General features: G+C 70.2%; 16 protein-coding genes. 9 read left to right on the forward strand and 7 right to left on the reverse strand.

Going from position 1 to position 22695, the window contains the following annotated elements:
- Positions 1 to 197: 197 nt before the first annotated feature.
- Positions 198 to 3026, reverse strand: coding sequence for an AfsR/SARP family transcriptional regulator (locus ACQPYE_RS10345; RefSeq protein ID WP_498720828.1), 2829 nt, complete (start codon positions 3024 to 3026; stop codon positions 198 to 200).
- A 494-nt stretch (positions 3027 to 3520) separates the two neighbouring features.
- Here ACQPYE_RS10345 and ACQPYE_RS10350 point away from each other — a divergent pair, with 494 nt between their 5' ends.
- Complete coding sequence (locus ACQPYE_RS10350; protein ID WP_498720829.1) at positions 3521 to 4897, forward strand: FG-GAP repeat domain-containing protein; 1377 nt, start codon at positions 3521 to 3523, stop codon at positions 4895 to 4897.
- Between the two features lie 133 nt (positions 4898 to 5030).
- Here the strand turns inward: ACQPYE_RS10350 and ACQPYE_RS10355 are convergent, their stop codons facing one another.
- A complete protein-coding gene (locus ACQPYE_RS10355) occupies positions 5031 to 6299 on the reverse strand; it encodes a poly(ethylene terephthalate) hydrolase family protein (RefSeq protein ID WP_498720830.1) in 1269 nt (422 codons plus the stop codon).
- A gap of 527 nt (positions 6300 to 6826) precedes the next feature.
- Here ACQPYE_RS10355 and ACQPYE_RS10360 point away from each other — a divergent pair.
- The 3 genes from ACQPYE_RS10360 to ACQPYE_RS10370 all read left to right on the forward strand — a co-directional run bounded on the left by ACQPYE_RS10360 (position 6827) and on the right by ACQPYE_RS10370 (position 11422).
- A complete protein-coding gene (locus tag ACQPYE_RS10360) occupies positions 6827 to 8230 on the forward strand; it encodes a glycosyl hydrolase (protein WP_498720831.1) in 1404 nt (467 codons plus the stop codon).
- Between the two features lie 106 nt (positions 8231 to 8336).
- Entirely contained in the window at positions 8337 to 9431 is a 1095-nt protein-coding gene (locus ACQPYE_RS10365; RefSeq protein ID WP_498720832.1) for a ricin-type beta-trefoil lectin domain protein, read from the forward strand.
- Positions 9428 to 11422, forward strand: a complete 1995-nt coding sequence (locus ACQPYE_RS10370; protein WP_498720833.1) for a glycosyl hydrolase — start codon at positions 9428 to 9430, stop codon at positions 11420 to 11422. The genes ACQPYE_RS10365 and ACQPYE_RS10370 overlap by 4 nt, the downstream gene beginning before the upstream one ends.
- Before the next feature lie 23 nt (positions 11423 to 11445).
- Here the strand turns inward: ACQPYE_RS10370 and ACQPYE_RS10375 are convergent, their stop codons facing one another.
- The 4 genes from ACQPYE_RS10375 to ACQPYE_RS10390 all read right to left on the reverse strand — a co-directional run bounded on the left by ACQPYE_RS10375 (position 11446) and on the right by ACQPYE_RS10390 (position 17195).
- Positions 11446 to 12501, reverse strand: coding sequence for a PaaX family transcriptional regulator (locus ACQPYE_RS10375; RefSeq protein WP_498720834.1), 1056 nt, complete (start codon positions 12499 to 12501; stop codon positions 11446 to 11448).
- A gap of 159 nt (positions 12502 to 12660) precedes the next feature.
- Positions 12661 to 13467 (reverse strand): PE-PGRS family protein, encoded by an 807-nt coding sequence (locus tag ACQPYE_RS10380; RefSeq protein WP_498720835.1) that lies wholly within the window; start codon positions 13465 to 13467, stop codon positions 12661 to 12663.
- Between the two features lie 300 nt (positions 13468 to 13767).
- Entirely contained in the window at positions 13768 to 15738 is a 1971-nt protein-coding gene (locus tag ACQPYE_RS10385; RefSeq protein ID WP_498720836.1) for an ABC transporter permease, read from the reverse strand.
- Positions 15739 to 15773: 35 nt separating this feature from the next.
- Entirely contained in the window at positions 15774 to 17195 is a 1422-nt protein-coding gene (locus ACQPYE_RS10390) for an ABC transporter substrate-binding protein (RefSeq protein ID WP_498720837.1), read from the reverse strand.
- 447 nt (positions 17196 to 17642) lie between these two features.
- Here ACQPYE_RS10390 and ACQPYE_RS10395 point away from each other — a divergent pair, with 447 nt between their 5' ends.
- From ACQPYE_RS10395 to ACQPYE_RS10410, 4 genes are read left to right on the forward strand one after another with little or no spacing between them, the layout of a single operon-like run.
- The gene (locus ACQPYE_RS10395; protein ID WP_498720838.1) at positions 17643 to 18086 is read left to right on the forward strand and encodes a hypothetical protein; all 444 of its coding nucleotides are present in this window, start codon (positions 17643 to 17645) and stop codon (positions 18084 to 18086) included.
- On the forward strand, positions 18083 to 19333 hold the full coding sequence (locus ACQPYE_RS10400) for an ATP-binding protein (RefSeq protein WP_498720839.1): 1251 nt from the start codon (positions 18083 to 18085) through the stop codon (positions 19331 to 19333). The genes ACQPYE_RS10395 and ACQPYE_RS10400 overlap by 4 nt, the downstream gene beginning before the upstream one ends.
- Positions 19330 to 21093 carry a tetratricopeptide repeat protein gene (locus tag ACQPYE_RS10405; RefSeq protein WP_498720840.1) on the forward strand — a complete coding sequence of 588 codons (1764 nt, stop codon included), beginning with the start codon at positions 19330 to 19332 and terminating at the stop codon, positions 21091 to 21093. The genes ACQPYE_RS10400 and ACQPYE_RS10405 overlap by 4 nt, the downstream gene beginning before the upstream one ends.
- Positions 21094 to 21109: 16 nt before the next feature.
- Positions 21110 to 21535 (forward strand): STAS domain-containing protein, encoded by a 426-nt coding sequence (locus ACQPYE_RS10410; RefSeq protein WP_498720841.1) that lies wholly within the window; start codon positions 21110 to 21112, stop codon positions 21533 to 21535.
- A gap of 64 nt (positions 21536 to 21599) precedes the next feature.
- Here ACQPYE_RS10410 and ACQPYE_RS10415 read toward each other — a convergent pair whose 3' ends face one another.
- Positions 21600 to 21872, reverse strand: coding sequence for a GlsB/YeaQ/YmgE family stress response membrane protein (locus tag ACQPYE_RS10415; RefSeq protein WP_498715793.1), 273 nt, complete (start codon positions 21870 to 21872; stop codon positions 21600 to 21602).
- A gap of 216 nt (positions 21873 to 22088) precedes the next feature.
- Here ACQPYE_RS10415 and ACQPYE_RS10420 point away from each other — a divergent pair, with 216 nt between their 5' ends.
- Positions 22089 to 22685 (forward strand): hypothetical protein, encoded by a 597-nt coding sequence (locus ACQPYE_RS10420; RefSeq protein ID WP_498720842.1) that lies wholly within the window; start codon positions 22089 to 22091, stop codon positions 22683 to 22685.
- Positions 22686 to 22695: the final 10 nt, after the last annotated feature.

The raw sequence follows: 22695 nt of genomic DNA on the forward strand, positions 1-22695 counted from the left end.
ATCGCCGTCGGACCGGACATGGCGCTGACACGGCCCTGACACCGACCACGCCGGGCACGTGGCGCGTGGCGCGTGTCAGGGCACGTCCTCCAGGCCGACCTCGACCACCTGTCAGTGCCACGAGGGTGGTTCGGGGTCGAGGTGCCCGAGCCGCACGACCCCGTGTCCGACATCCGGGATCAAGGCCCAGGAGCGCTTCAGGTGCCGTCCGGGCTGATGGCGGTGTCGTCGAGTCGGCGCTGTACTCGGGCAGCGTCGTCGTCGCGGCTTTGTTCGCGGTACAGGTCTACTGCTTCCTGCCAGGCTGCGCGGGCTTGGACGTGGTGACCAAGGGCGGAGTAGGGCTGCCCGAGGTGGTCCAGTGCGGTGGCGGCCCCGGTGGTGTGGCCGAGCGAGCGGCGCAGGGTGAGGGCCTGCTGGTAGTGCCGGATGGCCTGGTGGTGGTGTCCGGTGTGGTGCTCGATGTAACCCAGGCTGCTCAGGTCGGTCGCCTCGCCGTGCGGGTTGTGGTGCTCGCGGTGCAGGGTCAAGGCGGCCTGGCAGTGATCGCGGGCGGCGTCGTAGTCGCCCAGGTGTGCGGCGTACCAGCCCACCAGGTTGAGCGCGGTGGCTTCCCGCACCGGCTGGTCGAGTCCGCGGTAGAGGTCCAAGGCGTGGCGAGCGTGCTCCAGCGCCCGCCCGTGCTCTCCCTGCCGCTCCCAGACCCACGCGAGGGCCTGATGGGTGTAGGCGGACTGGACGAGGTCGTGGTGGCTTTCGGCCGTGGTGAGTGCCTGGTGCAGGTGGGCGATGGCCTGCTCGTGCCGCCTCAGCGCGGCGTGAGCACGGCCGATGTGCCGGTGGATGCGGGTTCGGGTGGCGTGGTCGGGCAGGTGGTCGACGGCATCGGCCGCGGCCTGCCACACGGCCAACTCGTCTTGGCGGTGGCCGCGTCGCAGGTGGAACGTGGTCAGGGTCCAGGCCACCTGCCACACCGCCTGGTGGCGGCGGTGCGCGGCGGCGGTCTGCTGGACGGCCAGCAGGTGCAGGTGGTGGACGTCCAGCCAGGACAGCGCGGCCGAGTGGTCGGGCAGCGGGTGGGGCTGGGTGCCCGAGGCGGGTGGGTCGAGCCGGACCGGCGCGCGGTGGGGGTTGAGAAGGCGGTCGGCAGCGTGGGCGGTGTGCAGGTAGAAGTCGATGATCCGCTCCAGCGCGGCGTGCCGTTCCGGTTCGGAAAGGGTGTGGTGGGCGGTGGTGGTGGCGTAGTCGCGGACCAGGTCGTGCATCGAGTAGCGGCCGCCGGGTGCGTGGGTGATCAGGGATGCGTCGGCCAACTCGCGCAGCACGGCGTGGGTGTCACGTCCGGACAGCCCGATGAGCCTGGTGACCGCGGGCAAGTCCGTGTCAGGTCCGGGGGCGATGCCGAGCAGGGCGAGTGCGGTGCGCTGCTGTCCGGTGAGGCGGCGCCGGGACCACGATAGGACGGTGGGCAGGCTGGCGTCGGGATCGTCGGAGTCCAAGGCGTCCAAGCCGTGTTCGCGGAGTTCGGTGACGACGTCCTCCAGGAGGTCGGGTTCGGCTTGGATGCGGGCGGCGACCAGTCCGAGCGCCAGCGGATGCCTGCCGCACAGCGCGACCAGCTCGCTGACGGCCCGTTCGACTTCGGCCCTGACGGGGGAGCCGCCGAGTGCGGCGCCCAGCAGGGCACGGGCCTCGGTGTCGGTGAGCACGTCGACGTGGACGGGGTGGGTGTTGTGGCGCGCGAGCAGGGCGGGCAGACGGTGGCGGCTGGTGACCAGGACGGTGCAGGTGATCCCGCCGGGCAACAGTGGGGTGACCTGGTTCGAGTCGGCGGCGTTGTCCAGCAGGATCAACAGGTGCTTGCCGGTGGTGTGGGTCCGGTACAGCGCGGCGCGGGCGTCGAGGTCTTGTGGTTGGCGGTCGCGGTCGACGCCCAAGGCGGTGAGGAAGTCGGCCAGCACGTCGGCGGCGGGCTTCGGGTCGCCGAGGCTGAAGCCGCGCAGGTCCGCGAACAGTTGTCCATCGGGGAAGCGGTGCAGGTTGCGGTGGGCCCAGGTCAGCGCGAGCCAGGTCTTCCCGACACCGCCGGCACCTCTGATCGTGGAAATCGCCATCGTCGCTCTCGCGCCTGACGCGCTGCTCCGGAGCGACGGGTCATCGGATCCGTCGGAGAGGACGCGGTCCATGTCGGCCAGTTGGGGCAGGCGGCCGGTGAACCGCGCGGGCGCGGCCGGCAGTTGCAGGGGCACCACCGGTGACCTGTCCGACCCCGACTTCACCCGGGCCGCGGACAGGGTGCCGTCGCCGGCGAGTATCCGCAGGTGCAAGCCCCGCAGGGCGGTGCCGGGATCGGTGCCCAACTCCTCGACCAGCCGTTCCCGCAGCTCTCGGTAGTGGGCCAAGGCGTGGGCGGTGCGTCCGGCCTGGTGCAGGGCCAACAGGTACTGGCCGGCGACCCGCTCGTCCAGGGGGTGTTCGGCGGTTCGTGCGGCCAGTTCGTCCACCAGGTCGGTGCCCTGGCCCAGGCGTAACCGGACGTCGGTCAATTCGTGCTGCGCGGACAGTCGTTCACGCTCCAACCGGTCGCGTTCGGCCTCGGCCCACTCGCCGTACACGCCGGTCAGCACCTGCCCGCGCCACAACTCCAGCGCCTCGGTGAGCAGCCGCGCCGCCTGCGCGTCATCGGTCTGTTCGCGGGCACGGGCGCACAGTTCGCGGAAGCGGTGCAGGTCGACCAGCGGCCGGGTCGGATCGGTGGTCAGGGTGTAACCACCTGGGCGGCGCTCGATGGCCACATCCCCCACCTGCGTCAACGCCCGGCGCAGCCGGGAGATGTAGCCGTGCAGCGTCGCTCGCGCCCGCAGTGGCGAGTCGGCGCCCCAGACCTGCTCGATCAACCTGTCCACCGGCACGACCCGGCCGGCATCGACCGCCAGCACCGCCAGCAGGCATCGCTGTTTGGCGTGGCCCAGCTCGACCGGCCGCCCGTCGACGTAGACGGCCACCTCACCAAGTAGGCACAGCACGCGACCACCTCTCCCGTCACCGTTCCCGGACCAGGGATAGCGCACTGAGCAGGGCAGCGAAGGAACATTGCCGGCTTTTCACACGATCACCCGCCGACGCTGACACCCGTGGCGGCCGACCCCGCCGCACCGGGGTGGGAGGGCCGGCGCCCTTCGTCCCGTGATCACCACACCGTCGTGCAGATCATCGAGGAGAGATCATGAACCGGGTCCGAACCCTGCTCGCCGCCCTGGGGGTGGTGGTGCTCCCCTGCGGGCTGACGGGGCTCGCCCAGCTCCCGCAACCCCCAATGGCACCGCCGGTTCCCTGAGGCCTTGCCGACCAGCCCGATCCTGGTCTGGTTGTTGCGCACCAGGGCCTTGGGCTCCGGTACGTGCCGCGTTCTCCCGCACGATCGATTCTGGGAAAGGTTGACGTGATGGAAAAACTGTTACCGGCAACGGAGTGGTTCGACCGGCGAGCAGAGCCGCGACGGTGGTGGACCCTGCTGATCGTGTCGCTGGTGGTAGCAGCCGTGACCGTCGTGGGAGCCCCGTCCGGTGTTCCGGCGCACGCCGCCCAGTCGACGTCGAGCGGCACGGGTGGGGTGATCACCCGGGACGAGGTGCTGTCACGGGCGCAGTACTGGATCGACCACCACGTTCCCTACAGCCAGACGTCGAGCTACCCGGACCCCCAGGGTGTGCGCTACCGGCAGGACTGCTCCGGCTACGTGTCGATGGCGTGGCACCTGCCGAAGTTGCCCGGCGGAGGCGACTACAGCACCGCCACCATCACCCAGGTCACCAGCACCATCGCCCGAACCGACCTCAAGCCGGGCGACGCGCTGTGGCGCCGGGACAGCAGCGTCCAGCACATCGCCCTGTTCGTCCGCTGGGCCGACAGCGCCCACACCAGGCCCGTCGTCCGCGAGGAGCCCGACTTCGGCAAGTTCGCGCAGGAGACCACCTGGTCTGCTTCGTACGCGAACACCTTCACCCCGCTGCGGTACCGCAACATCGACGTGTCAGTGCCCCGACCGGTGGACCGCACCGAGGGCGACGTCACCGGTGACGGATACGCGGATCTGACCGCGGTCGACGCCGACGGCCGACTCGTCGTGTTCGGCAACGGTCTGTTGCTCCCGGAGCACCACGGCGTGCCGTTCAAGGGACGGATGTGGCAGACCGACAACACGAACTGGGGTCGGGATGCGAAGTCCATGACCGTCGCCGACGTCACGGGGGACGGGTACGGGGACTTCCTCGTGTTGAACGCTTCCGGAAAGCTCCAGATCTACGGCAACGGATCGCTTGTCAACACCGGTGGGGCACCCTTCACCACGGTGTACCGGGAATATCCGAACTGGGCCGGTGCCGCCCGTATCGCCGCCGGCGACGTCAACCACGATGGTTGGGCCGACCTGGTCGCGACGATGACTGATGGGAGCTTGCGGATCTTCCTGAACACCAAGGAGGTCGGCGGTGATGCGTGGCCGTTCCGCGATGTCGACATCACCTACCCCGGAGGCTGGGGCGGCGACGTCCGTGACATCGCCATCGGCGACGTCACGGGTGACGGCTACGGCGATCTGGTCAGCATCCGGGACGACGGAACGCTGACCGTCTTCGGCAACGGCATCCTGTTGCCCGGCAACAACGGCTTGCCCTTCATCAACCCGACCTGGTCGGTCAAGTCCGGGTGGAACCAGGTCGACGACACCACCGTCAGCGACGTGACCGGTGACGGTTACGCCGACATCATGGGTGTGACCCGGTCCGGCGAACTTCAGATCTACGACAACGTCATCCGCAAGACGAACGGTCAGGACTACTACCAAGCAGCCGGCTGGCGCTACACCGACTGGGTCGGCGTGCACCACATCGCCTGAAGCACTTCCGGCTGCTGCGGTGTCGTCGGCTACTGCACGCAGCCGACGACACCGCTGTGCTGCACGAGAGGCGGTGGTCGACGCGTGGTACTGGTCGACCACCGCGGACAACCGGCCGGCGCGCCGCGCGCTGTTACCGGCGGGCCCACTTCTGGTTGGCCTGGCCGTTGCAGTTCCAGGACTTGACCTGGGTGCCGTTGGTGGTGGCCTGGTTGTTGGCGTCGAGGCAGAGGCCTGTTTGGGTGTGGCGGAGGGAGCCGTCGGTGTTGTGGGTCCACTTCTGGTTGGCGCCGTTGTTGCAGTCCCAGATCTGGGCTTGGGTTCCCGCGGTGGAGTTGGTGGGCAGGTCGAGGCATTTGCCGCCGTAGACCCGGAGTTCGGCCGCGCTGGTGAGGGTCCACTTCTGGTTGGTCTGGTTGTTGCAGTCCCAGAGCTGGATCTTCGCGCCGTTGGTCTGGCTCACCCCGCTCACGTCCAGGCAGCGGCCGGACTGCTGACCCACGTACGCACTACCGGCCGGGTCGCCCGGGGTCGTGGTGGTCGTGGTGGTGCTGGTAGTGCTGGTGGTCGTCGGCGGCGTGGAGGGCACGAGGGGGCACGTGCTCTGGTAGGTCCTGATGCCGTTGGAGTCGGCCAGCGGGCAGAGGAACTGGGTGTAGCGGGTGTCGCTGTCGACGAAGATCTTGAACCAGGGGATGATGGTGCGCATCATCGTGGTGTTGTTCGAGGTGGGGAAGCCGTGGCCGGCTCCGGTGAGTTCGAGGTAGGCCTTCTCGACGCCCGCCGGGATCCCGTTGTACAGGTTCAGGACGCTGGCGGGGGTGACGGTGCCGTCGTTCTGCCCGGACAGCAGCATGGTCGGGACCTTCGTGGTGGTCAGGTTCTGGGAGAAGCTGGCCGGCGCGAGCCCGATCGCGGTCTTGAGGGTCGGCCGCTGGAGGGACGCGTACGCCGCACCGCCGCCGCCCATGGAGTGACCCATCACCGCCGTGCGGCTCGCGTCGACCCGGTCCCGCACGGAGCTGCTCTGGGTCAGGTAGTCCAAGGCGGCCAGCAGTTGGGTGCCGCGGGCGTTGTCCCAGTCGTTGCGGCCGTTGGTGTCGATCCCGATCACGACGAACCCGAACGACGCCAGCCAGTGCCCCATCCAGGCGCCCTCGGCGGCCCACGTGGCGGTGTAGCCGGGCACGACGGCGATCGCGCCGAACCTGCCCTGGCTCGTGTCCGTCGGGTAGTAGATCACCCCGCCGCCGAAGCCGTTGCCCGCCGCCACGCCGACCTGCGCGGTGGCGAAGGTGCCGCGGTTCGCGGCGACGCTGGCCGGCGTCGGGTCCGGTCCCCGCTGGTACGGGTTGTCGGCCCCGGTCGCCTGCCGGCCCCCACCGGTGACCGTCAACGCCACCAACGTGATCGTTGCCGCGGCGAGCGCGATGCCGTACCTCCACGACCGACCCGCTATTGGTCCTGAATGGACAGTCTTGGACGGGTCGTGGGAAGGGCTTTCACTTCTGATCATGGTCGACTCCCTGTCGAATGCGGCGGACGGACTTGTGCGCGGCCCATCGCCACCGAGGCGATGAAGACCGTCAACCCTCTTGCGGCGTCACCGGACGGTCGGGTAACGCCGTAGGCACATCCACCACACCCGACACCGGCCGTCAACGTCGTTGTCCATGGCCTCACTGGCTCTCTGCGGAACCCGAATGTGTCATTCAGTCTGGCCAGGGTCGTGAGAAGTGTCAATCGTGTCTCGATACGGTTCCAGGCCTCGCGCGGCACGTCGTAACCCAACATTGTTAAGTTCTTGATGAAACCAAGTCAAGGAGCTGTCTCGATCGGTTCGCGCCCTTGACTTTGTTTCGTCGGGAACCTAACAATCTTCGGGCTGCTCCTGCCTCCGCCTCTTCCGCGATGATCAAAGGAGATCAGATGCGCGTTCCACCCCGCCTCGGCAGAGCCCTGCTCGCCCTGGCGCTGACCGCCCCGGCGCTGGCGCTGGTGACCACCCCGGCACAGGCTGCCCCGGCCCCCCTCGTCGGCGTCGCGTCCGGCCGCTGCCTGGACGTCACGGGCAACTCCAGCGCCAACGGCGCGCAATTGCAGCTCTGGGACTGCGGCGGCGGCGCCAACCAGGGCTGGGAGTTCACCTCGTCGGGCGAACTGCGCGTGTTCAACGGCGCGAAGTGCCTGGACGTGCCCAACGGCAGCACCACCGCCGGCACGCGCCTGGCGATCTGGGACTGCAACGGCGGCGCGAACCAGAAGTTCCGGCTCAACTCGAACGGCAGCATCACCGCCACCCAGTCCGGCCTGTGCCTGGACGTCCACAACCAGGCCACCGCGAACGGGACCGCCGTGAACACCTGGAACTGCAACGGCCAGCCCAACCAGTCGTTCCGCTCCGGCACCGGTGGCGGCACGCCCCAGTGCTCGGTGAACCCGGTCAACCCGAACGCGTCGCCGCAGGCCCGCAAGCTGCTGTGCTACCTGTACTCGCAGTACGGCAACCACATCCTGTCCGGTCAGCAGGAGTCGACCTGGATCGGCGGCCCGGACTACGAGATCAACCACATCCGGAACAACACCGGCAAGTACCCCGCCATCCGGGCGCTGGACTTCGGCGACTCCAAGGACCTCGCACCACGCGCCATCGCCTGGTGGAACGCGGGCGGCATCCCGATGATCGGCTACCACATGGGCGCGCCGACCAAGCCCGACACCTACGAGGGCACCCAGATGCAGGTGTCGATCAATGCCGTCCTCACCTCGGGCACGGCCGAGAACCGCTCGTTCCTCGACCGGCTCGACCAGGCCGCGGCCATGCTCCAGCAGCTCGAGAACGCCGGTGCGGCGGTGATCTGGCGACCGTTCCACGAGGCCGGCGGCACCTGGTTCTGGTGGAGCAAGGAGGGCGGCGGCCAGTACAACCGGCTGTGGAACTTCATGTACGACTACTTCACCCGCACCAAGGGCCTGGACAACCTCGTCTGGCTGCACGGCTACAACGGCCAGCCGCAGTCCTCGTTCTACCCCGGCAAGTCGGTCGTCGACGTCGGCGGGGCGGACACCTACGCCGGCGACGGCAACTACGACCCGCAGAACGCGATGTACAACTCCGTGCGCAACATCGTCGGCTCCTCCGTGCCGATCGCGCTGCACGAGAACGGGCCCATCCCCGACCCCGACCGGTTGCAGTCCACCGGCACGCGCTGGGTGCTGTTCGGCACCTGGCACGGCAACCATCTGACGGTCAGCAACTCCATCGCCCACCTCCAGAAGGTCTACAACCACAGCTACGTCGTCACCCGTGACGAGCTGCCCAACCTCAAGTAACCCTCCTGCGGAGGCGCCGGGGCCCGCTGCGGTCCCGGCGCTCGCCGACGGCCGGGGTGCCGGCCGCACGCGGAACAGGACCACCGTCTCGCTCGGAAGGTGTCACATGAAGACGCGCTCGACGTTGAGCAGTGTGCTCGTCGCGGTGCTGGCCGCGTTGTTCCTGACCGTGCCGCACGCTTCGGCCGCCACACCCACGAGGATCATGGCGCTGGGCGACTCCATCACCGGCTCGCCCGGCTGCTGGAGAGCCCTGCTGTGGCAGCACCTGCGCGACACCGGCTACACCGACGTCGACTTCGTCGGCACCCTGCCCGCGCCTGGCTGCGGGTTCGCCTACGACGGCGAGAACGAGGGCCACGGCGGGTTCCTCGCCACCCGGATCGCGGATCAGAACCAGCTCCCCGGCTGGCTGTCGGCCACGCGGCCGGACGTCGTGCTGATGCACCTGGGCACCAACGACGTCTGGAGCAACATCCCGGCGAGCACGATCCTGAACGCCTACACCAAGCTGCTGGGGCAGATGCGGGCGAGCAACCCGTCGATGAAGGTCGTCGTGGCGCAGATCCTGCCGATGAACCCGTCCAACTGCTCGGCCTGCTACCAGCGCGTGGTCACCCTGAACAACGCCATCCCGGGTTGGGCCGCGGCGAACTCCACGTCGCAGTCCCCGATCAGGGTCGTGGACCAGTGGAGCGGGTTCTCCACCTCCTCCGACACCTCCGACGGCGTGCACCCCGACGACAGCGGCATCCGCAAGATCGAGGCACGGTGGTACCCGGCGCTGGCCGCCGCGCTCACCCCGGGCAGCGGACCGACCGGTAACGCCTACGTGGGCCAGCAGTCCGGCCGCTGCCTCGACGTCACCGGCGCGAGCCAGACCAACGGCGCGAAGATCCAGCTCTGGGACTGCAACGACCAGACCAACCAGAAGTGGACCCTCACCAGCGCGGCCGAGCTCCGCGTCTACGGCGGGAAGTGCCTCGACCTGCCGTCGAACTCCGCCCCCGGCACCCAGGCCCAGATCTGGGACTGCAACAACGGGGCGAACCAGAAGTGGGCCCACAACACCGACGGCTCCCTCCGCCACACCCAGACCGGGCTCTGCCTCGACGCCGACAACCAGGCCACCACCAACGGCACCCGGGTCAACTCCTGGAACTGCAACAACCAACCCAACCAGAAGTGGGCCCGCCGATGAGACGCCTCATCACCTTGGTCGTCACCGCAGCCCTGGCCGTGGCCATCCCCACGACCGCCTCCGCGCACCGTGACCGGCCCGTCGACGTGCGGGTGGCCGATGAGGGAGCGACCCCGGAAACCCGGTCGTTGTTCGCCTACCTGCGCGCCCAGCGCGGTCGGGGTGTGCTGTTCGGGCACCAGCAGACCACCGAGTTCGGTCTCACCTTCCCCACCGCCGACGGCGTCAGCTCCGACGTGGAGGCCGGGGTCGGCGACCACCCCGCCGTGTTCGGCTGGGACATGAGCGACCAGGGCCACGGCTCCTCACCCGGCACGCCGGAGGAGAAGTTCGCCAAGTACGTCCAGCTGGTCCAGGCCGCGCACCGCGTCGGCGGCGTCAACACCATCAGCGCCCACATGAACAACTTCGTCACCGGCGGGAACTACGGCGACACCGCCGGCGACGTGGTCGCCCGCATCCTGCCCGGCGGCGACCACAACGCCGAGTTCCGCACCTACCTCGACCGGGTGGCCCGCCTGGCGCACGCGATCACCGACGACCGCGGTCGCCCCATCCCGGTCATCTTCCGGCCCTTCCACGAGAACAGCGGCTCCTGGTTCTGGTGGGGCGCGGCGCACGCCTCCGCGTCGCAGTACATCGAGCTGTGGCGCTACACCGTGGAGTACCTGCGCGACACCAAGGACGTCCACAACTTCCTCTACGCCTACTCACCGGGCGGCTCCTACGGTGGTGTCGGCGACGTCTACCTGCGGACCTACCCGGGTGACGACTACGTGGACGTGTTCGGCTACGACAACTACGACGGCAGCGACGGTTCGGCGCAGTGGCTGGACGGCCTGGTCGCCGACCTGGCCATGATCGCGCGGATCGCCGACGGGAAGGGCAAGGTCTCCGCCGCCACCGAGTACGGCATCAGCGGCGCGCTGAAGCCGAACGGGCAGAACGGCAACCTGCACTGGTACACGCAGGTCCTCGACGCCATCGAGGCCGACCCGGACGCCCGCCGGACCGCCTACGCGATGACGTGGACCAACTTCGGCCCCGAGCAGTACTTCGTGCCCCACCCCGCCACGGGCGACCTGCCGGAGCACGAGTTGCTACCGGACTTCCGCGCGTTCCACGACGACCCGTACTCGGTGTTCGCCGCCGACCTCGACCACGTCTTCGACCGCCGCACCAAGGCCGTCCGCCAAGCGCCGTCCGCGCACATCGTGTCCCCGACCGATCGCGAGCGCGTGGTCACGCCGACCACGACGATCCGGGTGAAGGTGAACAACGCCAAGGCTCTGCTGGTGTACTACACGGTCGGCACGTCGAAGACCCGGCACCTGCTCGCCTACGACCGCGCCACGGGCTACCACACCGGCACCTGGCGGATCGGCCAGGACAACCTGGACAACACGGTCACCCGGTTGGACGTCCACGCACTGGTCGTCGGTCGCGCACGACCACTGGAACTGGCCAACACCGTCATCCTGGGCGCGAAGCCGCCGCTGCCGCCGGGCGTGGTGGACGACTTCGAGGGCCACCCCGACGACACCGCGCTGCGCGCGGACTACAGCGCCTACGGTGCCAACACCATCTCGTTGGCGGCCGACAACGGCGGCAAGGCCCTTGAGCTCGACTACGACTTCGCCTTCCAGACCTACACCGGCATCGGCAAGCGGTTGGCGGGCGACTGGTCGGCCTACGACGGGTTGTCGCTGTGGCTGAGGCCCGACGGCTCCGGACACAAGCTCGTGCTCCAGCTCAACGCCGGCGGTGTCGCCTACGAGGCGTACCCCTCGCTCGCCGGCACCGCGGCGGGGGTCGTCACCATCCCGTTCGCCGACTGGCGCCCCGCGCCCTGGGACACCGCCAACGCCCACCGCCGCATCACCGCCGAGGACCTGCGGAACCTCTCGCAGTTCACCATCTTCGTCAACCAGGCCGACGGCGCGACCACGACGACCGGCTCCCTCGTCCTGGACGACATCCGCGCGGGCTGAGCGGTCGCGGGACGTTCTCGCCGTCAGGTCCGGGCGGGTCGCCGGCGACGGGCCGCGAGGCTGTCGAGATCCCCGACCGGGTCGGGTTCGGAACGCGTGCCGGCCGTTTCCGGGTGGGCGTCGGCGCTGGTGACGCCGACGGCCATCTCGGCCACGCTGTGGGCGCGGATGTCGGGGCGCGGTTCGTCGTCCACCTGCGCGGCGACGGCTCGCACGTAGTCCTGGGCCGGTTCCGCCAACCCGTCGTACACCGCGACGAACGCCTGCCGCGCACGGGTGCGCGGCCAGTCCGGCGGCAGGAGTTCGAGGGGGAGCAGGGGGTCGAGGGAGGGGAAGCGGCGGTAGGTGTCCATCACCTCGGTGCGGGCGAGCACGGCGTCCGCACCCGTGACGTCGTCGGCCCGGATGCGGGGCAGCAGAGGGGTCCAGCGCCGGATGAACCTGTCGTACTCCTCGGCGATGGCCGCGAGGTCCCAGGCTTCGATCGGGTCGCGGGTCGTGCCCGAGGCGAACCGCAGGTGCCGCGCGCGGAACGCGGTCGTGGCGCCGGGCGTCGACGCGACGAGCTCGGCGTGGTCCTGCTCCTTCATCGGGTGCGGTGACACCCAGACCCCGTCGTAGAGCGGCGCGTACCCCCGCCACCTCAGCTGTGCCCGCAGGGAGCTCCGCCGGGTCTTCTCCTCCTTCGGCATGGTGAAGACGAAGGCCGTCCACGACCCGTCCCAGGAGTCGGGCCCGGCGGCGAACCCCGCGATGGAGATGCCGCCGGAGGACAGGTCGCCCGCGGCGGGCCCGGTCAGGCGGTAGGAACTGTGCCTGCCCCGCCTGCTGCCCTCCAGCACGCCTCGGCGGGCCAGCCTGCTGATGGCGGTGCGAGCCGCGCCGGTGGTGACACCGGACTGGCCCAGCAGGGCCACGATCGCCGCGGTCGGCAACCAGGCGCGGCAGCGCAGGGTGTAGTCGGCGATCAGGGTCACCGCCAGGCCCTGGGGCGAGCTGCCGCTCTGCCGGCGCGGCAGCCGCACGGACTCGGCGCCGACGTCGGGGAAGATCTCTTCGACGTCGAACGGGCTTACCACGGTGCGCTCCGTTGCAGGTGGGCGTGCAGGACCACGTCGACTGTAGCGGGCGGGCACGACGACCAAGCCGGTCCGGCGCCTCGCGAGCGAGCGGCAGGGCGGCACCCCGGGTGATCGGGCAGGTTCGGGAACCGTGATCGTCCGCGCTGCCGCCTCGGGCTACCGGAACTTCACGAACCCCGTGACGCCCTTGCCGCCCTTCGGTTCGAGCTCCTCGATGTTCGTCGCCCCGTCGACCACGTAGCTCGCGCCACCCCCACCGCCCCCTCCTCCGCCGCCCCCACCGCCGGCCTGACCGCCCTTGCCGCCACCGGCGCCGACTATCGGGCCGCGATAACCACCACCGCCCCCGCCGCCACCACCGGCGGTCTGCCCCGCGTCGCTGCCACCGTCGCCGTCCGTTCCTCCGGCGTTGCCGCCCGAGCCGCCGGCGCCTCCGTAGGTGGCGTCACCGTGGGTGCCGTCGCCGGGTCGCAGGCCGCCGGCCCCGCCGTTGCCGCCGTCGATGTCCACGGCGCCACCACCACCGCCACCGCCACCGCCCCCGCCACCGCCGCCGACGATGAGGACGCCGTGGGCTTCGCTGATGACGGCACTGGCTCCGCCTCCGCCGGCCCCGCGAGTGGAGTCGACGTTGCCGCCTCCGTCAGAACCGCCTGGACCGCCGTTCGCCCACCCGGTGCCCTTGTGGTAGCCGTGTCCGTGATCCGCGACGTGGATCGTGAGGTGGTCCCCGGGGGTGACCTCCACCGTGGCCTGGATCGGTCTCCCGCGCCCCGGGCCGCCGGTGGGCCCGGTGCCGTACCCGCCCTGCCCGCCGGCCACCTGCATCGTCAGGGTGGAGATCCCGTCGGGGACGCGGTAGTCGTGAGTCCCCGGTGTGCCCCAGCTCCCGGTCGCGCCGTCGCCGTCGGGTGCGGCATCGACGGATAGAGTCTCGCGCGTGGAAGAATCTTGAGTGGTCACGAATTCCCTCTTTCCAGTGCGGAAGGCAGGGTGAATTGCCGGTACTGGCACGGATACCCGCTCGGGCGCGAGTAGTCGATGATCCGTCGAGTGCGGATCACCGCGATATCCGCCCGGCGGGGCCGTTGGTCCGGGCTTGCCGATTCGGGCAGCTCGACTGTAAGCGCCGGGTCGAGGGCCCGTCCACACCTCTTCGGCGAACCCGCGAGCAATCACCCGTACGTGTCGGAATGACGTGACACCCTGGACGAGGAGGCGCAGCGAGGTCAGCCGGCTCGCACTCGGGCGAGCCCTGGGAACTCAGCCCTTCACGGCCCCCGCGGTGAGGCCTTCGGTCAGGAACCGCTGCCCGAAGCCGTACATGATCGCGACCGGGATGCTGATCAGCAGCGAGGCCGCGGCCAGCTGCCCCTGCGGCACGACGTCGCCGAAGATCATCGACTGCATGCCGACGGGCAGGGTCTTGTGGTCGTCCTTGGTGATGAACACGAAGGCGAACAGGAACTCGTTCCACGCGTTGGTGAGCGTGAACAGCGCGACCGCGAGCAGGCCCGGTTTGGCCAGCGGCAACGTGATCCGGAGGAACGCCCCGAACCGCGTGCAGCCGTCGACCAGCGCGGCTTCTTCGAGGTCGGCCGGGATCGACTTGAAGTAGCCGACGAGCAACCACGTCGCGAACGGCAGCGTGAACGTCGGGTAGGTGAGCACGAGCGACCACAACGAGTCGTTGAGCCCGATCCCGCTCATCATCCGGTACAGCGGGATGAACAGCAGCGCGCCCGGCATCACGTAGGTGAGCAGGATCGTGACCGTGAAGCTCTCCGAGCCCCGGAACCTCAGCCGTGCCAGCGCGTAGCCGGCCAACGCCGCGCAGACCAGGGCGATCACCGTGGACGCCACCGACACGAGGACCGTGTTGACGTACCAGGTGCCGAACGCCCCGCCCGTGAACAGGTTGGCGAACTGCTCGGTGCTCCACGGGGTCGGCCACAGGTCGTCGGTGCGCGCGACGATCTGGGAGTCGGACTTGAACGCGGTGACCGTCATCCAGTAGAGCGGGACGAGCACGAAGCCCAGCAGGCCCACGAGCGCGATCCCCGAGCCCGTGCCGCTCACCAGGCGCGCGGCCAGGTGGTTGCCCCGCGCGGCGAGCGCGGAGACGACCCGTCCGACAGCAGCCGCGAGCACCACGAACACGCCCAGCACGAGCGCGGCCTTCCACACGATCCGCGGTGACGCCCAGACCAGCACGAGCACCGAGCCCACGACGACCACCCACGGCAGCGCCCGGCGCTGAGCGGGAGTCAGCCGCCTGCGCCCCCTGTCGCCCGCGCCCGGCAGGTCACCGCGCCGCATCATCCGCACGAGGATCACCACGAGGATGCCGATGATCGGCAGCATCACCAGCGTGACCGCGGCGCCCGCGCCCAGCTGCAACTGCTGGATGGCCTTGGAGTAGGCCACCATCACGTACGGGGCGGTGGCGTCCCCCGGTCCGCCCTGGGTCATCAGCCAGATCAGGTCGAAGTTGTTGAACGTCCAGATCGACGACAGCAGCACCGTCACGATCATGATGTTGCGCAGTCCAGGCAGCGTGATGTGCGCGAAGCGCTGCCACGGCGAGGCGCCGTCCACCATCGCCGCCTCGTGGAGACCCCGGTCGATGGCCTTGAGCCCGGCGAGGAACGTCACCGTGAAGAACGGGACGCCCTTCCAGACGTTGACCAGGATGACGGCGGGCATCGCGAGCGAGGGATCGGACAGCCACTGCGCGGGCCAGGAGTCGACGAGCCCGACCGCGGCGAGGACGGGGCCGATCCCGGAGTCGGTGAGCAGCACGTTGACGCTGCCGAAGATCGGGTCGAACAAAGACCTCCAGGTGAAGGCCGTGACGACCGTCGGCACCACCCACGGCAGCAGGATCACCCCGGCGATGATCGTCCGGCCGCGGCGCATGTGGTGCAGCATCAACGCCGCGATGAGACCGAGGACGACCTTGAAGATCTCGGCGTACGCGGTGAAGACGAACGAGTTGAGCACGCCCTTGTGGAACACGGAGTCGTGGATGAGGGCGGTGTAGTTGTCGAGCCCGACGAAGACCGTCTCCGCGCCGTGGCGCTCCGTGGCGCTGGTGAGGACCGAGCTGACGATCGGGACCAGGATCAGGGCCGCGACCAGCACCAGCGTCGGCCCGATGAACACGGCGGCGAGGCGCCAGTCGCGCCCGAGCAACCGCTGCGACGGGGTGAGCGAGGACGACGCTCTCCGCACCGGACGGTCCTGCGCCCGCCGCGGACGCAGGACGGTCACTGCGGGTAGCCCTGCTGCTCGAAGACCTGGACGATCCGGGCGTGGGTCGCGGCGACGGCGTCGGCCGGCCGGGCGCCCTGGACGACCGACTGCATCATGTCGGTCAGCAGGTAGGCGGCGGTGGCGGCCTGCTCGCCGGGGCTCGGGGCCTGGGGGAAGGCGTAGCCGGTCCTGGTGGTCAGCGGGAGCGGCGTGCGGGTCTGCTCCCGCAGCGCCGGGAAGGCCGGGTCACCGCCGGTGTAGTACGGGTCGGAGTCCCACACCTCGTCCCAAGCCGGGTTGACCAGGCACGGCGCCCCCTTCGCGACACCGAGCAGCGCGCTCCCGCCGGCCATGAACTTCGCCACCAGCTTGGCCAGGTCGGGGTTCTTCGCCCCCTTGAACACGACGAACGAGTTGGACTCGCCGTACGCGAGCGGCCGGTCGATCGCCGGTCCGGTGGCGCCGTTGAACGGGTGCGTGGTGGCGTAGACCGGGTTGTTCTTGGTCTTCGAGTCGGCGTAGACGCTGAACTGGTTGAGCGTGAGCCCCAGGACCTGGGCCAGCCAGTTCTCGTTGTTGCTCGAATCGGTCCAGCTCCCGACCCCGGGTGGCAGCATCGGCGCGTACTTCGGGTTCGTGTAGATGTCGCCGATGAACGCGACCGCGGCGACGGTCTCCGGCGAGTCGAACACCACCTTCGTGCCGGTGTTGTCCGCGATCGCACCGCCGTAGCAGTTGACGACGTTCGTGATGAAGCCGTTGGCGTCGCCGGAGCGGTTCACCGTGAGGCCCCAGCCGAAGCGCCGCTTCGCCGGGTCGGAGACCTCCAACGCGTTGTCGCGCAACTCCTCCCACGTGTAGTGGGGCTTGAGCGGGAGGCCCTTCTCCTCGTACCAGTCCTTGCGCAGGTACATCGCGGTCGCGATGAAGTGGTAGGGGATCGCGAACCAGCGCCCGTCGAACACGCAGAAGTTGGCCGCCTCCGTCGCCGGCTCGCCGTAGAGCTCGCGCATCTCCTCGACCACGTCGGTGACGTCGGTGAGGGCGCCGAGGTTGTGCAGCTGGCCGACGAACCGCCGGTCGCTCAGGAAGGCCAGGTCACGGCTGGTGCCGGCCTTCACCTCGGTGTCCATCTTCGCGACCATGTCGCCGGCGTCGCCGGAGACCAGGTCGTTGCCGATCGTGGTGCCGGTGGCCTGCGCGAACGCCTGCAACGACCGGTCCAGCGCCTGGTTGGCGGCCTCCGAGTAGAGCTTCTGCGAGAGCATCCCCACCGACCCGCCGCGCAGCGCCGCCGCCTGGTCGAGCAGCGCCCGGGGAACCTGGACGTCGACCTGCGGCACGGCGGGGCCGCCCCCGCACCCGGCGAGACCGAGCACGCCCAGCGCGCTCGCCCCGAGGAACGCGCGCCTCGACAAGTCCGTGTTCCCTGCCATGACAACTCCTCTCGCGCCCGATCGAGCGGACGCTTGCCGACGGGGCGACGGTGCAACCGGCGGGACAGCGGGGCGAACGCCGCGCTGCCGGGTCGTTCATGCGGCGGACGGAGCCGCACTGCTGATTCGACCGACGCTAGCGACCGGATCTCAGAATTCACTGAGATCCCGGTCCCGCCCGCGCTCCGTTGTCCGTGCTCGTCGACCGGGCCTTGCCGGCGTGACGTGGACCGGTGGGTGTGGTGCGAACGACCGATGCGGCCCGGTGACCACCCGGATAGCCTGTCGGTCCCGGTGAGCGGTGGACGTGCCGTCCTTGGGGAACCGATGGCTCGACCCGCGTAGGGTCACGTGACAAAGGCTTGTCCCTGGTCTTGAACCGGACGGTGCGCGTGCTCGGGGGCGTGGCCGCCACTGTGGACAGTCGAGCAGACGAGAGAGAACCTGATGACCGGAGACAACAACCCCGAGGTGGTCGCGGAGCTGGACCGCCTCGACGTGGCCGTCAGAGCGGCTCCCGCGGGGGACACGACGGCGCAGATCGCGCTGTGGCGGCAGGTGACCGCGCTGGAGCACTGGTTCTTCATCGCACGGGGCTCGGCCGACCGGCCCCGTCCCTACGCCGTGGCCGCCGAGCAGGGGTCGATGATCTGCCTGTACAGCAGCGCCGCACGGGCGGGTGAAGCCGCCCGCACCCTCGGGCTGACCGGCTCGGAGAGCGGCGCGGCGACGTTGTTCAGCGTGCCGGTGCCGGCCGCGATCGACTACGTGGCCTCGTTCGGCCAGGCCGGTGTCTTCGGTGTGACGCTGGACCACCCGCGGCTCGGCCACTACATCCCGCTGGGGAACCTGGGTCTGCTCAAGGGCTGGGTCCAAGGGGCCGGGCGGTGAGCGGCGCCGACCCGGGCGACGGCTTCGTCGAGGTGATCGCGAGCGAGGTGGAGGCCGACCCCGGCAACCTGGCGCTGCGCGAGGACTTCATCACGCTGCTGCTGGAGCGGGACCCGGACCGCGCCGCCACCGAGCTCAGCGCGTTCGAGGCGCGCGGCGGTGATCCGGCGCGGGTCCGCGTGCTGCGCGCCCGGCTGATGGCGGCGCGGTTGCGGACCTCGAACCCGCCGCCGCCCGCCGAGACCGCGCCCCCGGCCGCGTCATCCCGGCCGACGGCAGGGCGGCCGGCGACAGGGCGGAACCCGATCCCGACCCCGGCCGACGAGGACCGCCACGACAGCGGCGCTGCCGCGTCGGAGTCGCTGTGGGACGCCGAGCGCCCGGCGGTGACGCTGGCCGACGTCGCGGGTCTCGCCGAGGTCAAGCGGCACCTGGACATCGCGTTCCTGGCCCCGCTGCGCAATCCCGCGATGGCGGCGGCGTTCGGGCAGAAGCCGGGCGGGTCGCTGCTGATGTACGGCCCACCCGGCTGCGGCAAGACGCTCATCGCCAAGGCGATCGCCGGCGATCTCGGCGCGTCCTTCCTCCACGTGACCCTCGCGGACCTGCTCGGCAAGTGGGTCGGGGAGAGCGAGAAGGCGATCCAGAGCGTGTTCCGCAACGCACGCGCGGCAGCACCGTGCGTGATCTTCTTCGACGAGTTCGACGCGCTCGGCGGACGGCGCACCTCCGGCGGCGGCGGGTCGCAGACGATGCGGATGCTCGTCACCCAGCTGCTGGAGGAGCTGGACGGCGTGGCCAGCGTGAACGACGGGGTCTACTTCCTGGCCGCGACGAACCGGCCGTGGGACATCGACTCCGCGCTGCGCCGACCGGGCCGGATCGACAAGACGGTGCTGGTGCTGCCACCGGACGCGGTCGCCAGGGCGGCGATCGTCCAGGGCGCGCTGGCGGGCAAGCCCGCCGACGACGTCGATGTCGTCGCCGTCGCGGCGGTCACGGAGGGGTTCTCCGGCGCCGACCTCAGCCACCTGACGACCACTGTGCTGCAACAGGCGATGGTCGAGTCCATGAGCAGCGGTGACCTGGTGCCGGTCACCACCGATGCCCTGCTGGCCGCGGTCGGCGGCATCACCCCGTCCACGGCGTCCTGGTTCGACCAGGTGGCGCCGGTGCTGGAGTACGGCGTCGATGACGGCACCTTCGACCAGCTCCGGGCGTACCGGGTCAAGCGAGGCATGCGATGAGGGACTTCGAACACCACGTTCCCGACGGCGCCGATGCCGTGGCGCGGGACCTGGACCTGGCCTGGGAGCTCTTCGCGGCGCAGCCCGCGCATCCCAAGGTCGCCGAGCTGGCGCTGCGGGTGCTCGCGGCCCAGCCGGAGCGGAGCAGCGTGTCGCTGCTGCTCGGCAACCACCGCGAGGTCCGCGGCGAGCTCGCCGAGGCGCGGCGGCTCTACCTCCAGGTCGCCGGTCGCCGAGACAACCAGTTCGTCAACGCGGCTCGCGCCCTGCGGCACCTGGCGTTCGCCGAACACGATCATCCCGAGGCGCTGCGGTGGGCGCACACCGTGCTGGCCGAGGAGCACGAGGACTGGGCCGACTGGATGGAGCTGGGGTCCGCCCAGGCCCTCTGCGGGGAGCACGAGGACGGGTGGCGCCAGCTCGACGAGGCGGTGGCACTGTGCTCCCGGACGGCGCCGGACGACCTGCCCGCGGCGCTCGGGAAGCGCGCGGTGTGCCTGCTGGGGAGCTTCGCACCACCCGACCGGTTCGTCCCCGCGGCCGAGGAGGCCGTCCGGGCCGACGCGGTGAACTCCTCGGTCGCGCTGCTGCTCGGCTGGGCCTACCTGGTGCAGTACCGGTTCACCGACGCGGAACGACTCGGTCTGCGGCTGCTGCGCGAGAACCCGACCGAAGACCTGCTGCAGAACCTGGTGGGGACGGCTCGGACGATGCTCCGGATCGTCGAGAACGCCCACGCCCAGGACGTCACGCTGGAGGACATCCGCCGCACCGGGGTGATCGAGCTGGGGTGGCGGCAACTCCGCGACCAGATGCTCGGCACCGACCTGGCTTCCGCGTTGGCGGCGTTGGACGACGTGATGCCGGCCGAACTGCGCGCCACCTTGCGACCAGGAGCCTCGATTTCGGACGAGGCCGAGGCCGAGGCCGACAAGATCGGCTCCATGGTCGCGGAGGACCTGGTGGCCTGGCACGACGGCCAGCCGCCCGGCTCGGGCGCGGCCTGGGGGCAGGCCGAGCCGTTCCGCCTGATGTCGGCGGCCGAGATCATCGCCGGGGCCACCGAGATCGAGGCCGACCAGGCGGCGCACCCGGACTGGCCCGAGGACGAGGTCTGGGAGCAGGTGATGACCGACGACGCCGGGGCGTACCTGGTCGCCGTCGCCTTCGGGACGCTGGTCGCTCGTCGACCCGGACGACCCGACGAGCCCGTCGCCGCGTCGATGGCCGACTGGATCTGGGACCGGGTGGTCGACTTCGGTGGCCCGGACCCGCGCCCGGCGCCCCGGAAGGCCGGGGAACTCCCGGCCGACGACCTGCCCCCGGTCCCCGGGACGTCGCTGACCGGCGTCATCGCGACGGTGTACGCCGCTCTGGGCGCGTCCGAGAGCTCTGCGCCGTACGCGGAACTGCGCGAGCTCTTCCCCGGCGCGTCCGTCCGGCCGAGTGTGCTGGACCCCGTGATCCCGAGTCCCGACGGCGTCGACATCGCGTTGCTGGACGGACTGGTGAAGAAGGTCACGGTCGACGTGGCCCTCTGCCCGGGCGCCGACCACGTGATCTCCGGGCTCGACCTCGAAGGGCAACGTGGATCGGTTGACGCCTACCTGCGAGCGCACGGCGCGCTTGCGCACAACAGCTGGGACGACCGCGCCACCGGCGAGGTCACCGTCAACTACGACCTCGCCGAGCACCGGCTCGGCTTGCAGTGGGAGAACGGGAGGCTCGCCCGGATCTTCGCGTCCGCCACCGGCCGGTGACCGGCCACCACGGACCGTGACAACCGCTGCCACTGGTCACATCGAGTGGGGCAGCGGTCATGATGGTGCGGTGAATGCTGCTGACTCGCCTACCCCCGAGTTGACCACCGAGTCGCACGGCGACGCGACGATCGTCCGCGTTGTCGGCGACATCGACATGGTCAACAGTGATGACCTGCGTGATCGCTGCGTGGAACTGCTCGACAGCGGAGTGGACGCCTTGGTGATCGACCTGTCCGAGGTGCCGTTCTTCGCCTCCTCCGGCATCGCCGCGCTCGGTCAGATCCGTGCGCACAACGCCTCGCTCTCCCCACGACCGGTCCACGTGGTGGCCGGCCGCGCCGTGCGCCGTTCGCTGACGGCCACCGCGATGGACAAGCTGCTGCCGTTGCACGAGACGCTGGAAGACGCGCTGGCCGCCGCTCAGGCGGACCCTTCCTAGGACCGGGACGAGCAGCGGGCCCGCCGGCTGTGCGCCGGCGGGCCCGTGTGCTGTGGTGGGGGTGTCAGCTGTGTGCGCGGTGGCCTCGGCTGGTGACGACGTGGTAGATGCCGAGCACGACCAGCGAGCCGAGGATGGCGAGCAGCCAGGTGCTCAGGTCGAAGAAGCTGCCGATGTCGGAGCCGAAGATGGCCCGTCCGATGAAGCCGCCGATGATGGCGCCGACGATGCCGAGCAGCATGGTGATGACGATGCCGCCGGGGTCCTTGCCGGGCATGATCGCCTTCGCGATGGCGCCGGCGATGAGGCCCAGAACGATCCAACCCAGGATGCCCACAGTAGCTTCCTTGTCCTCGTGCCACGCCGTCTCTGCGACGCGGCGTGATCGTTGCCGAGGTCTGGATGCCCACATCGCACGGATTTCACACCTGGCGAACCGAGGGTCTCGTCCCGCGGTGGTGGTCCGCAGTCCGGTTCGTACTACCAGTGAGTAGTGGGTATACCGGCGGTGACACCGCGGTGGTTCGGCGGCGATCCGGCATGAGGAGGCAGGGTGGTGGAGCAGTCCCCGCGTTCCCGGCGGCAGTCACCCGACCCGCGCGTCTACGGGGAGGCGGAGGTGCGGGAGTTCCTCGACCCCTGGCACCCGCGGGCCAGCGTCGAGACCGACCATCCCGAGCAGGTGCTGGTCGACCCGGAACGCGTGCTGGACAACATCACCCTGGCCCTGCACCGGTTCGACGTCGACGTCGACGCGCCGCCGGCGTTCGAACCGGACACGGTGACGGTGAACGAGCTGGCGGTCATGCTCGACGACCTCGACCGGGCGGCGGCACTGGTGGCCCGCCTGGTCAACATCGCCGTGCAGCTCATGACGGCCCGCTACCCCGAGGAGCTCGTCCGCTTCCCGCTACCGGAGACCTACGACCTGCGTGCCGTCGACCGGCTGGCCATCAAGGACCGCGAGCACGACCTCGCCCGCGACATCCTCAACCAGCGCCTGGGCGCCGACGCCGACCTGCACCCCGACGACCTCGTGGAGCAGCTGCGCCCGCTGGGCCCCGGTGAGCAGGTCCACCTCCTGGTCGCCCTGTGCCGCATGTACCGCCACAAGCTCCTGGCCCTCAAGCACCACACCGGGACCCGCTGACGCCACCGGA

Origin of the sequence: Actinosynnema sp. CA-299493, assembly GCF_050946825.1 — a bacterium.
GTDB lineage: Bacteria > Actinomycetota > Actinomycetes > Mycobacteriales > Pseudonocardiaceae > Actinosynnema.

Bases quoted from the DNA above. Each gene is read 5' to 3' on its own strand.
- ACQPYE_RS10390 (WP_498720837.1), bottom strand. From the start codon at position 17,195: ATGGCAGGGAACACGGACTTGTCGAGGCGCGCGTTCCTCGGGGCGAGC.
- ACQPYE_RS10365 (WP_498720832.1), top strand. From the start codon at position 8,337: ATGAAGACGCGCTCGACGTTGAGCAGTGTGCTCGTCGCGGTGCTGGCC.
- ACQPYE_RS10360 (WP_498720831.1), top strand. From the start codon at position 6,827: ATGCGCGTTCCACCCCGCCTCGGCAGAGCCCTGCTCGCCCTGGCGCTG.
- ACQPYE_RS10405 (WP_498720840.1), top strand. From the start codon at position 19,330: ATGAGGGACTTCGAACACCACGTTCCCGACGGCGCCGATGCCGTGGCG.
- ACQPYE_RS10395 (WP_498720838.1), top strand. From the start codon at position 17,643: ATGACCGGAGACAACAACCCCGAGGTGGTCGCGGAGCTGGACCGCCTC.
- ACQPYE_RS10370 (WP_498720833.1), top strand. From the start codon at position 9,428: ATGAGACGCCTCATCACCTTGGTCGTCACCGCAGCCCTGGCCGTGGCC.